The organism is Frankia gtarii (genome assembly GCF_025403375.1).
Classification (GTDB): Bacteria; Actinomycetota; Actinomycetes; order Frankiales; family Frankiaceae; genus Frankia; species Frankia gtarii.
Window position 1 is genome coordinate 1 of record NZ_JAMPTM010000001.1, and the last position, 11699, is coordinate 11699.

An 11699-nucleotide genomic window follows, 5' to 3' on the forward strand; every position below is an offset into this window, starting at 1 on the left:
GCGCCCGTGTCGGCGCCGACCTCCGGGGCGGGCTCCAGCGCGCGGCCGCTGAACTCGCCGATCCGGTAGGGCACCCGAGGCTGCTGGAAGGTCCCGTCGGGATGCGGGATGAACGCGCCGCGCGCCACGAACTGATCGATGGAGGTGACGGTGTCCGGCGCGCCGATGGGCGCGACCGGAATCCGCAGTGCGGAGGCGCTTTCGATGATCTCGTCTGTGGTGTGTTTGAGGGTCCAGGCGTGGACGGCGGCGAGGAACTCCTCGCGCCGGGCCGTCCGCCCGGGCATCGTCGCCAGGTTCTCGTCGGCGAGCAGGTCGGGGCGCTCGATGAGGATCAGGAAATCCTGGAACTGCTGCGCGGTGATCGTGCAGAAGCCGACCAGTCCGTCCGAGGTCGGCTCGATCGAGGGCAGCTCGAGGCTGCGCGGCGCCGGCCGGCTGCCCATGACGGCGGCGCCGACGGCGGTCAGGCCGCCCATCGTGACGACCATGCACTCGAACATCGAGATGTCCACCAGGTCGCCCCGGCGCTCACTGTGCTCGCGCTCGTCGCGGCGCGCACCCCGCAGCGCGGCCAGTCCCACGGCGGCGCCGTAGACGCCGGTGACCCACTCCCCGGGCCGCCCGCCCGCCTGCAGCGGCGGTGTGCTGCGCAGGCCCCGCCAGGCGGTCGAGCCGCAGATCGCCTGCAGGACGAACTCGGTGGTCGGGAGATCGGCGTCCGGCCACGGCCCGGTCAACCCGAACGGCGTCAGCGAGACGACCACCGCGCCCGGGTGGGCGGCGTGCAGTTCCCGGATGCGTCCGGCCTCGACGCCGCCGTCGACGATGATCAGATCGGCGGCGGCGGCGAGCTCGTCGACGGCCGGGGTGTCCAGGTCACCGACGACGGAACGCTTCGAGGTGTTCAGGAACCGGAACAGGGCCCCACGACCCGACGTCGGCGCGCCCGACGCGCTCCACGAGCGCAGCGGATCGCCCGCCGCGGGCTCGACCTTGACCACGTCCGCGCCGGCGTCCGCGAGCAGCTTGCCGCAGTACGGGCCCGAGATTCCCGTGGCCACCTCGAGAACGCGGATGCCGGCAAGGGGGCCGGAGTCCATGGCGATTCCTTCCTGGGACGGTGCGTGGGCCGGGCGCGGCGCCGGCGACGGTTGTGGAGGCCGGCCGTCCACTCAGCTCGACGTCCGCCGGCCGGCCGAGGTCATGGCCTTCCACGCCTGGAGGTCACGCTCGCTGGCCTCGTGGCCGACCCGGGTCACGACGTCGACGTCGGTCGCCTCGGCCCGCAACGCGCCGGCCGTGCACGCCTCGCGGGGTCGGGTCGAGAAGGGGTCGAACTGGTAGAGCTTCATCGCGTTCTCGTGGGTGATCTTGTTGATCAGTTCGTCGGGGAGGTGGCCGAGATTCGCGATGACATCCTCCGGAGCCGACGGCCAGTTGGTGTCGGAATGGGGGAAGTCCGACTCCCAGCAGACGTGGTCGGTGTTGAACCAGTCGAGGAGGCGAGGGCCGACCGTGTCACTGATGAAGCAGGTCAGGATGTGCTTGCGGAAGACATCGCTCGGGCCGTTCATCCCGGCCGGGAAGGTCGCCTTCGTCCAGCCGGAATGGCGGCGCTGAACGTGCTCGGAACGCCAGAGGAAGTATGGTATCCAGCCGATGTCGCCCTCCGTCAGCGAGAACCGGAGGTCCGGGAACTTCTCCCAGAAATCGGCCCAGATCAGTTCGATGAGCGAGAACGTCGACATGAGCGACGACATCGACATGGCGACGCTCGGCGGCGCGTCGGTCGACGCCATGGACGACGTCGACCGGGATGACGATCCGACGTGCAGGCAGAGCACGGTTCCGACGTCGCTCGCCGCCTTGAACAACGGGTACCAGTAGTCGGTGTGGATGCTCGGCATCTGCAGCGCCTCGGGGTTCTCCGAGAACGTCACCGCATGCACGCCCTTGCCGGCCAGCCGGTGGATCTCCTTGGCTGCCTCCTGGACGTCGAACAGCGGGAGGATGCCGCAGGGGATGAACCGGTCCGGGTAGGCCCCGCACCATTCGTCGACGTGCCAGTCGTTGTACGCCTTGATCATGACGAGATTGACGTCGCGGTCCGGCCCCTGATTGAGAACCTGTCCGGAGAACCCCGTCCAGTTCGGGAAGTTCAGGCCCGCCAGCTGACCGCCGGCGCTCATGTCCCGGACCCGCTCGTGGACGTTGAAGCAGCCCGGTCGCATCTCGTCGTAGCTGCTTGCGTCGATGTTGAACATCTCCCGCGGCTTGCCCGCGACCGCGTTGAGACCCAGGTTCCGGCCGCGCCGGTCACCGTAATACCACTGCTGGGTGCCGTTCGACTCCTCGACGACCCGCGGCGTGAACTGCTTGTACTTCGCCGGCACGTGGGCGTCGAACATATCGGCCGGCTCGGCGATATGATCGTCCACGCTCACCAGGATGAGATCCTCGGGGTTCATCGGTTCCTCCAGACTGGATGTGATTGAGCTGGTGACGCCAGGCGCGACGCGGGGCGTCGACGGGACGGCTCGGTCAGGCTCGGGCCCTCGGCATGAAGTACGGCAGCGTCAGCGCGCCGTCCACCCGGTGAAACGTGACCTGTAGCGGCATAGCCGCGACGATGTCCTCGAGTTCGAGCCCGACGAGATTGGTCAGCATCTGAAAGCCCTCGTCGACGTCGACGATCGCGGGGACGTACGGCGCCTCGAAGGCCTTCGTCACCGGTCGCCAGACGACCGTCCAGCTGTAGAGCACCGCATGCCCGCTGCTGGCGACCCACTGCAGGTCGCCACCGAGACAGGATCGACAGTTTCCCGAGGGCGGAAAGACGGCGGCGCCACATCCGTCGCAGCGCTGGAAGCGCAGCTCGCCTGCGTCGCAGCCGGTCCAGAAGGGACGACTGCGTTCGGTTGCCGCCGCGCTGGGAGCTGCGGCCACCTGGGGTTTCAAGATCACGAACCGGTTCCCCTCTACGCAATGTGGCCGCAGGACGGCAGGCTGGCGGCCACCCGGCCCGGGGGCAACGGCTGCGGGAAGGGCTCGGGAAGCAGCGCGGCCGTCATCAGTCCGGGACGCCGACAATCGTCTTGATCTCCACAAAGTGGTCGAGCGCCTCCGGCCCGAACTCACGGCCGATACCGGACTGTTTGAAGCCGCCGAACGGCGCTGCGAGATCGATCCCCACCCGGTTGATGCCGAAGTTCCCGGTCCGGACCCGGCGGGCCACCGCCAGGCCGCGATGCGGGTCGGCGGTCCAGACCGAGCCGGCCAGCCCGAACGGCGAGTCGTTGGCGATCCGCACCGCCTCGGCGTCGCCGCCCTCGTAGCTGATCACGCTGAGCACGGGACCGAAGATCTCCTCGCGGGCGATGCGCATGTCGTTGGTCACCGAGGTGAAGACCGTCGGCTCGACGAACCACCCGCGCTCCAGGTAGGCGGGCCGCCCGCCCCCGACGGCGAGCCGCGCTCCCTGGGACAGCCCGCTCTCGACGTAGCCCAGCACCTTGCCCCGTTGACGTTCGGTGACCAGCGGCCCGATGTCGGTGGCCGGGTCGAGCGGGTTCCCGACCACCAGGTTGCCGACGGCCTTCACGAGCGCGTCGACCACGGCGTCGTGCCTCGCCCGCGGCACGAGCACCCTGGTCGCGGCAGCGCAGGCCTGGCCGTTGTTGGTCATCCCCACGTCGAGCAGACCCGTGGCGATCGCGGCGGGGTCGGCGTCGTCGAGCACGATCGAGGCCGACTTGCCGCCCAGCTCGAGCACCACCCGGCGCAGGTCCGCGCCGCACAGGGCCGCGATCCGCGCCCCGACGGCGGTGCTCCCGGTAAAACTGATCTTGTCGACCCCCGGGTGACGGACGAGATGCTCGCCCACCTCCGCGCCCCCGGTGACGATGTTCAGCACGCCCGGCGGCAGCCCGACCTCGACAGCGGCGTCGGCAAGCAGGAACAACGACAGCGGTGCTTCCGGTGGGGCCTTCACCACCACGGTGCAGCCGACGGCCAACGCGGGCGCAAGCTTCGCCACCGCGATCATCAACGGCACGTTGAACGGGACGATCGCCCCCACGACGCCGACCGGCTCCTGGCGGACCGTGATGGTGGTGCCACGGCCTGGCCGGGTGGCCTCGCCCTCCCGGTCGGCGAGCGTCCCGTAGTAGTCGAGAAGCGCGATCGGCGAGTAGGCCTGGCCGCTCATCGCCCAGGTGATCGGCGAGCCGTTCTCCCCGGCGACCGTCGCCGCGATCTGCGCGGCGCGCGGTTGGAGGGCGGCGGCGAGGCGACGGAGGTAGCCGCCGCGCTCGGCACCGGTCAGCGCCGGCCACGGGCCCTCGTCGAAGGCCCGGCGGGCCGCGGCGACCGCCGCGTTGACGTCGGTCGGAGAGCCGGCCGGCACCCAGCCGACCGGCTCCTCGGTGGCGGCGCCGACGACGGCCACCAGGTCGTCCGACGCGGGGGCCCGCCAGGCCCCGTCGATGTAGAGCCGGGTGCGGCGGGCCGGCTCGACGGCGGTCATCGGGCGAGGGTGCCGAAGTCGACGGGAAGAGCGACGCCGGTGATGTGCCGGGCCTCGTCCGAGAACAGGAACGAGCTCACGCCGGCCACCTCCTCGGTGGACATCGGCGTGCCCGACAGCGACGACGTGAAGATCGGGCCCAGGTGCGGATTTTGCGCGACCATCGTGTGCAGGGCGTGGTCACCCTCGCTCATCCCGCTGTGGACCCCCCAGGGATGGATCGTGTTGACCCGGATGTCGTGCTCCCCCAGTTCGTTGGCCAGCACCTGCGCGAGACCGACGACGCCGTACTTCGACGCCGCGTAGTGGCCCATGAACGGCAGGCCCTTGCCCCCGGCGACCGAGCTGGTGATGACGATCGCGCCCCCGGTCTTCTGCTCGATCAGAGTCGGTATCGTGGCCCGCACGGTGTGCCACACGCCGGTGAGGTTGATGTCGACGACGGTTCGCCACTGTTCCGGGGTGAGTTCCCAGACCCGGCCGTAGCTGATGACGCCCGCGTTCGCCGCGACGTAGTCGATCCGGCCGAGCGCCTCGACGCCGTCGCGGACCGCCTCCTCCACCCCGGTGAGATCGCGGACGTCCACCGGCCGGGCGACGATCTCGCGGCCCAGGTCACGGACGAGCTTCTCGGTCTCGGCCAGGTCGTCGGCGGTGGCCACCTCGTACGGCAGCGACCCGACCGGGGCACAGATGTCGAGCGCGATGATGTCGGCGCCTTCCCGCGCCAACCGTGCGGCGAGCGCCCGGCCCTGACCTCTGGCCGCGCCGGTGATGACGGCGACCTTGCCTGCGAACCGCTGCTGTGCCACGTCTTTCACACTCCAAAAGGGCGACGGGGTGACCGGACCGAGCGGGCCAGCACCGTCCGCCCATCCCGCCGCCGCTCCGACGCCGCGGTACCGGTCTTCACACCCCTCTCGACTGCCAAGTCGAATATATCATGTATATAACATCCGCGATTCTGCGTGTAGTGAATCCTGCCCAGGCACGGTGCGGAGCTGGTGGGTCAGCACCGACCCGGGTCAAGACGCACCTCGGCCAGAGCGGAGACGGCCCAGGCGACCTCCGCCGGAGGCAGCGGACTCAGGATGTTGCGCTGCACCGCACCCAGCAGGTAAAGATGGATGGCCCGGGCTCGCTCGGCGCCGCCGGCGACCTCGCAGCGGGCGAGCGCCGCCTCGAACAGCGCACCGAAGGTGTCGAAGCAGGTGACGACCGCGGCGCCGGCGCCCCGCGACCACGCGTGCGTCGTGTAGTCGGACCACAGCATAGGGTTCTTCAGCGGGGTGGGTTCGGACAGCGTGACGGTGTGCGCACCGCGACCCATGAACATGCGTACCAGGACGCAGAGAGCTTCCGGGCCATCGGGCGCCTCGTCCATGCGCGCCTTCATCTGGTCGGCGAGCTGCTGAAGAAGGGTGAGCACCGCGAGGTCGACGAGTTCGTTGGAGTCGCGGACGTAGTAGTGCACGGTGCTCTTCTTGAGCTCGGACTCCTCGGCGACCGATCGGATCGTGCAGGCGGACAGGCCTTCCCGGGCCACCAGGCGCGCCGCCGCATGTGCGATACGCAGCCGCACCGCCTGCTGGTTCGGTGACCATGGAAACGTCTGGTAGCCGTCCGCAGTGGGCACGGCTGCCGCCGGCGCGTCGGTCATGGGGTGGCTCAACTCCGATCCGGACGTCCGTCCGAGATTACTGGACGTGTGTCCGACAAGGATGCCACAGTTCGCCGCACGCGGTGGGACTCCGGTCCCGGTGGCCGCCCCCACCCAGCAAATCGCCTGGTCCTACAGGGCAGACCCGCACCACTGCGTCTGCGACGGCCGTGTTGCATTGGGCGGCGGTACGATGTCGAAACCATTTCCCTGCTGATTGACCCGAACGAAGGAGTAGCACAGGCCAACCTTCTGGTTTCCCTGCGCCAGATTGATCGGGCCGGGCAGTATTCCCCCCGCGTCATAACCTTTAAGTCCGCTTAGCGCGGTCATGAAACTTTTCCGGGTCGGACACGGACCGGCCGCCTGCAGACCCGCCACGAACATGTCGGCGACGACATAGGAGAGCAGCGCGATCTCATCATCGGCCGACGTCATTTCCGGGGCGTAGCGGGCTATGGCCTCGAGATAGCGCTGATGGCCACTCGTGTGCGCCTCGAACGGCACATAGTTGAGGAAAATGGAGACACCGGCCAGCGCCCGACCGGACTGGTCCAGCAACGCACGCGTGTATCCCGTCGCCCCGAGGACGACCTTCAACTGAGACCGCGCGGCTCCCATGCTGCCCAGGATGTCCGCCCATCCCTGACCCGAAATCGCACCGACGGCGGCATCGGCGCCGGAGTCACGTATCTTTCTGGCCAGTCCCACCAGATCGGGTACGGTGTGGTTGTAAAGGAAGGTGCCGGGGATGAGCTGTACCCCGGCCGCGGCAAGACTCTCCTTCAGCTTCGCACTGATTCCGGTCGCCGCCGCGTCGAGGTCGTTTCCGATGATGACGGCCTTGGTGCCGCCCTGGGCCGCGACATAGCGACCGAACGTGTCGACCGAGGGGCCGGCGCTGGTGAGGTAGACGGGCGCGAACATGTTCGGCTTCTCGGTCCAGACGTTCTCGGCCGGCAGCCCCACCACCGGCACCTGTTCACCGGCGAGGTACTGCGCTCCGCCGGAGGCGGCCGTCGTGGCCTCGAGCAGGCCGAAGACCCCGCTGTGGGCGACGAGATCACGGGAGACCTGGGCGTTGGAAGCCGGATCACCCACGTCGTCGCGCCAGTCGAGGGCGAGGCGCCGACCATGTACGCCGCCGGCCGCGTTGGCCTCCGCTATCCGCGCATCGACACCGCTGCGCGCCGAGCCCAACGCCTTCGCGAGCACTCCGGAGTCGGGATATACGAAGCCGATTTTCACCGTGTCGGCACTGAAGCCCGGAGTCCCGCACGCCGCGGCGCCGACGCTGTCCGATGCCGCCGAGCAGCCGGCGCCGAGCAGCACGGACACGACGACCATGGCGACCGCCCTGGTCTTCCGCCGCCGGGCCGTGCCCGCCTTCGCTCCACACCGGAATCCCGGCTCGCAAATCGGACATAATCGCATCACGAATCTATTCCCAAGGCGGTCAGACGGGTTTCGCCGCATGCGGCCTCCCAGAATTCCGGCTGGCTTCCGCACAGCGCAGTCAGGTCATTATGGACGACTCTTCCGGATCCTAGGGTCCTCGCGAACATGCCAACCGGAAATTGTTTTGATGTAGTCAGAGGTTGCCGACTTCCCGAGCGTCGCGGGCACTAACTGCGGGATCGTTATTACTGTCTGCTGAAATCGCTATGACCGTATGAGAAAAAGCGATAGTTTCACAACTGCGCGGACGCCTCCGCATCAGGCCGGCGGCCCGGCGTCGCCGAAGTCAGCCAGCGCGGTTCCCGGGCCGCTTCCCGGGCCGCAGTTCCCGGGCAAAGGCGGCCGTCGATGCTCCATGAACGCCGTCACCACCTCATGATGATCCGCGGCGGCCAGCGCGACGCCTCTGGCCAGGCTTCGGACGGGCGCGGTCGCCTGATCCACGGCCTGGCCGACCGGCACGGCGCGGTTCACCGGTCCGGGCCGCCCGGCATCGATCCGGGAGCGGGCTGCGGGACACCATCATCCGGTCCGGCCCGGCCCGTCGGCCAACCATGTCTGTCCACATCGTCCCACCCAGAGGGTTCCATCGCCGGGACCGCCGACGTCACGACCAACTGGTTGAAATATATATAATATTCAATACCCGCGCCAGCAGGCTCCTGGGCACCCGCGGTCCTGACCGCAACCGGGTCACCGCCGGATGGATCGCGACGAGCTCCCGCCGCGGGGCCACCGGCTCCGCGGCCCCGCGGCGGTATCCCCGCGAGAGCCGTCGGGGCCGGTCAACCAGCCGCCCGGATGCCACTGTCGGCGGGGAACATGCCGCGTTCACGGAACAGCGCGATCACCCGTTCGCCATGACCACGCATCATCGTCACGTACGCCTGCGCGGCCCGGTCCCCGTCGCCACGGCGCAGGGCCCGAACGATCGCCGCCGAGCCCTTCTTCTCGAGGTCCATGGAACCGGGCACCAGTTCGAAGAAGTTTCCCGGCACCACACCGGACAGAGCACCCAGCAGCGGACGTAGGCGCTGAGACCGGGCCATGTCCACGACTGTGCCGTGGAAGGCGCAGTTGAGCCGCCAGGTGGTCAGCGGACCAGCCGCCGCCATGATCTGCCTCTGCAGTTCGATGAGTCGATCAAGCTGCTCCGGGGCGCCCCGCTCGGCGGCTCGGATCACCGTGAAGCTGTAGAAGCGCCCGTAGAGCTCGTAGTGATCCCGGATGGTGCCCTCGTCCAGGGCCCCGATGAAGGCACCCCGGTGCGGCCTGATGGTGACCCACCCTTCCCGTTCCAGGCTGAGCAACGCTTCTCGTACCGGGATGCGACTCAGACCCAGCTTCGCCGCAATCGCGTCCTGGGGAATGCGATCGCCCTGGCGCAGCAATCCGTCGAAGATCAGGCGACGAATGTAGAGCGCGACCTGCTCGCCACTGCTCAGACGCACGAGCGCATTGTCGGGGGCGGGTAGCGAGCCGGGCCCGGTCACGGCAGTCATCTTGGCGGCTCGGGCCACCCCGGAACCATGGCGCGCTTTCGAGCTGCGGCTGGACGTCGGGCTCACATGGTTATCATATCTTGTATCCAAGCACTTTCCGTGTGCTTGGCGTCACCTTCGGAGCCGGCCGCACCCGGTCGGCGAGTCGCCACCCGACCTGAAGGCACAAAAGCAGCACGAAGATCCGCGGCTTCTCGGACTGGCCGGAGAACACCCCGTGACGCAACGCGCTCAGCTTCCGCTCCGGCATCCGACATCGTTCTTCTCGACGTGGCCCGTCGAGAAGAAGTCCTCGGGCCACGCCGCAGACCAGGCGAATATATATATTCGATACATAGTGAGACTCGATCCCGCCCATGGAGGCCGCCCTGACCACCCAGCACGCAGACAACCCGGCGGGCACTGGCGAGCCCGGGGCGCTGGTAACCGTGGAGCACACCGGCGAGGTCGCGATCCTGCGCCTGGATGACCCGAAGCGTCGCAACGCACTGTCGCCCGCGATGAGCTCCGCGCTCGCCGGGGCGGTCGACACCGCCCTGGCTGCCGGGGCGGGGGCGATGGTCCTGACGGCCAGCCCGCCCGTCTTCTGCTCCGGCGGCAGTCTGGACGATCTGATCAGCCCGGTCGTCCCGCTCCGGGACTCCTACGCCGGCTTTCAGCGGCTGGCGGATGCTCCCGTGCCGACGATCGCCGCGGTGGCCGGGGCGGCCATCGGTGCCGGCGTGAACCTGCCGCTGGCCTGCGACGTCGTGCTCGCCACGCCGTCCGCCTCGTTCGACCCGCGTTTCCTCGACGTCGGCATCCATCCGGGCGGTGGGCACCTGTGGCGTCTGGCCGGTCGGGTCGGCGAGCAGGGCGCGGCCGCGCTCGTGCTGTGTGGGGATCGGCTGACCGGCGAGGAGGCCGCCGCCGCGGGGCTGGCCTGGCGCTGCGTCGACGACGACGATCTGCTGGAGACGGCGCTGGTCCTCGCCCGGCGCGCGGCGGGTCGGCCACGTGACCTGGTCATCCGGACCAAGAGCACGCTGCGCGCCGGCCGTGCGGTGACGAGCCCGGCGCAGGCGGCGGAGCTCGAGCTCGCCGCCCAGGAGTGGTCGGTCACCCGACCTGGATACACCGAGCACCTGATCGAACTGCGCGACCGTCTCCGGTCCCGCGGTCGCGGCTGAAACCCCGGCGGAGCGTCGCCGACCTCGACGCGCGGCGGCCCGGGGACGGCCGGCCGCCGGGCAGGCTCAGACCGGCAGGAGACGGGCCACCCGTTCGCGATGCGAGGCGGGATCACCGAACATCAACCGCGAGCTCGTCGCCCGCTTGTAGAACAGGTGGGCGCTGTGCTCCCAGGTGAAGCCGATTCCGCCGTGAATCTGGATGTTCGCGGCAGCGGCATGCACGTAGGCGTCCGAGCAGTACGCCGCGGCCAGGCTGGCGACGAGGGGCAGCTCGGGGTCGCCCGCCGCGGCGGCCGCGACCGCCTGGTACGCAGCGGACCGCGCCGACTCGACCTCGATCAGCACGTCGGCGCACGTGTGTTTGATCGCCTGGAAAGAGCCGATCGGGCGGCCGAACTGCATCCGGGTTCCGGCATATGCCACGGCCATGTCCAGCACCCGGGCGGCGCCTCCGGCCTGCTCGGCGGCGAGCGCGACCACGGCGAGCTGGCGCATCTGCTCCACGACCGCGGCGCCCTGGCCTTCGGCCCCGAGCAGGCGGGCGCTGACGTGGTCGAAGTCGACCCGGGCCTGCTTACGGGTCTGGTCGAGAGTGGCCAGCGGCGTGCGGCGCAGCCCCAGCGCGGCCGCGTCGACGGTGAACAGGCCCACCCCGGCCCCGGTTCGGGCGGCGACGACGAGCAGATCCGCGGCGCAGCCGTCGAGGACGAACATCTTGGTCCCCTCGATCCGCCAACCGTCGGCGCTGGCCGTGGCCCGGGTCGTCCCGGCGGCCTCGTCCCAGTCTCCGTTCGCCTCCTGGACGGCAAGCGTCGCGATCGTCTCGCCGCTCGCGATCCCGGGCAGCAGATCGGCGGCGGCGCGGTCGTCCCCGATGCGCAGGATCGCCTGGCCGGCCAGCACCGTGGCCAGGAAGGGCGAGCCGAACACGACCCGGCCCATCTCTTCGAACACCACCCCCAGCTCCGCGAACCCGAAGCCGGCCCCGCCGTACTCCTCCGGGAGGGCGAGTCCCTGCAGGCCGAGCTGCCCGCCCATCACCTCCCACGCCCGCGGGTCATACCCGTCGGCCGTCTCCATCAGCGTGCGGACGGTGCTTTCGGGTGAGGATGCCTCGAGGAACGAGCGCACGACCGCGCGCAACTCCTCCCGCTCCTCGCTGAACGACAGGCTCACAAGACCTCCACACGCAATGGCTGACGGACCGCGGCCGAGGTGCACGGGCGGCCGTCGCGTCTGCGGCGGCGTGCCCGGATCACGAACGGGCCGAGGCGGACGGTGACGGCGATGGCGATGGCGATGGCGCTCCTTCGGTAGATCCAGCCGCCCTTCGGCGGGTGAACGGAAGTCCCGTCGCCAGTCGATCGGGTGTCATAATG

10 protein-coding genes are annotated in these 11699 nt (G+C 69.6%); 1 reads left to right on the forward strand and 9 read right to left on the reverse strand.

The features are described 5' to 3' along the window. The 8 genes from NBZ83_RS00005 to NBZ83_RS00040 all read right to left on the reverse strand — a co-directional run. On the reverse strand, nucleotides 1–1103 hold a 1103-nt coding region (locus NBZ83_RS00005), incomplete at its 3' end, for a CaiB/BaiF CoA transferase family protein (protein WP_261574086.1). A gap of 72 nt (nucleotides 1104–1175) precedes the next feature. Then, nucleotides 1176–2471, reverse strand: a complete 1296-nt coding sequence (locus NBZ83_RS00010; RefSeq protein WP_261567338.1) for an amidohydrolase family protein — start codon at nucleotides 2469–2471, stop codon at nucleotides 1176–1178. A 73-nt stretch (nucleotides 2472–2544) separates the two neighbouring features. Beyond that, entirely contained in the window at nucleotides 2545–2967 is a 423-nt protein-coding gene (locus NBZ83_RS00015; protein WP_261567337.1) for a Zn-ribbon domain-containing OB-fold protein, read from the reverse strand. A 106-nt stretch (nucleotides 2968–3073) separates the two neighbouring features. Further along, complete coding sequence (locus NBZ83_RS00020; protein WP_261574087.1) at nucleotides 3074–4528, reverse strand: aldehyde dehydrogenase; 1455 nt, start codon at nucleotides 4526–4528, stop codon at nucleotides 3074–3076. Next, nucleotides 4525–5340, reverse strand: coding sequence for a mycofactocin-coupled SDR family oxidoreductase (locus tag NBZ83_RS00025; RefSeq protein WP_261567335.1), 816 nt, complete (start codon nucleotides 5338–5340; stop codon nucleotides 4525–4527). Before NBZ83_RS00025 ends, NBZ83_RS00020 begins: the two co-directional genes overlap by 4 nt. A 197-nt stretch (nucleotides 5341–5537) precedes the next feature. Next, on the reverse strand, nucleotides 5538–6188 hold the full coding sequence (locus NBZ83_RS00030; protein ID WP_261574088.1) for a TetR/AcrR family transcriptional regulator: 651 nt from the start codon (nucleotides 6186–6188) through the stop codon (nucleotides 5538–5540). 132 nt (nucleotides 6189–6320) lie between these two features. Next, nucleotides 6321–7535 carry an ABC transporter substrate-binding protein gene (locus NBZ83_RS00035; RefSeq protein WP_261574089.1) on the reverse strand — a complete coding sequence of 405 codons (1215 nt, stop codon included), beginning with the start codon at nucleotides 7533–7535 and terminating at the stop codon, nucleotides 6321–6323. Nucleotides 7536–8431: 896 nt separating this feature from the next. Continuing rightward, nucleotides 8432–9139: a GntR family transcriptional regulator gene (locus NBZ83_RS00040; protein WP_261567332.1), complete on the reverse strand. Its 708-nt coding sequence runs from the start codon at nucleotides 9137–9139 to the stop codon at nucleotides 8432–8434. Nucleotides 9140–9504: 365 nt separating this feature from the next. Between NBZ83_RS00040 and NBZ83_RS00045 the strand changes: the two genes are divergently transcribed. Then, the gene (locus NBZ83_RS00045; protein ID WP_261574090.1) at nucleotides 9505–10317 is read left to right on the forward strand and encodes an enoyl-CoA hydratase-related protein; all 813 of its coding nucleotides are present in this window, start codon (nucleotides 9505–9507) and stop codon (nucleotides 10315–10317) included. A 66-nt stretch (nucleotides 10318–10383) separates the two neighbouring features. Here the strand turns inward: NBZ83_RS00045 and NBZ83_RS00050 are convergent, their stop codons facing one another. Then, entirely contained in the window at nucleotides 10384–11496 is a 1113-nt protein-coding gene (locus tag NBZ83_RS00050) for an acyl-CoA dehydrogenase family protein (protein WP_261567330.1), read from the reverse strand. Nucleotides 11497–11699 lie beyond the last annotated feature (203 nt).

Coding starts and splice junctions, on each gene's coding strand:
- NBZ83_RS00030 (WP_261574088.1), bottom strand. CDS start 6,188: ATGACCGACGCGCCGGCGGCAGCCGTGCCCACTGCGGACGGCTACCAG.
- NBZ83_RS00035 (WP_261574089.1), bottom strand. CDS start 7,535: ATGGTCGTCGTGTCCGTGCTGCTCGGCGCCGGCTGCTCGGCGGCATCG.
- NBZ83_RS00045 (WP_261574090.1), top strand. CDS start 9,505: ATGGAGGCCGCCCTGACCACCCAGCACGCAGACAACCCGGCGGGCACT.
- NBZ83_RS00010 (WP_261567338.1), bottom strand. CDS start 2,471: ATGAACCCCGAGGATCTCATCCTGGTGAGCGTGGACGATCATATCGCC.
- NBZ83_RS00020 (WP_261574087.1), bottom strand. CDS start 4,528: ATGACCGCCGTCGAGCCGGCCCGCCGCACCCGGCTCTACATCGACGGG.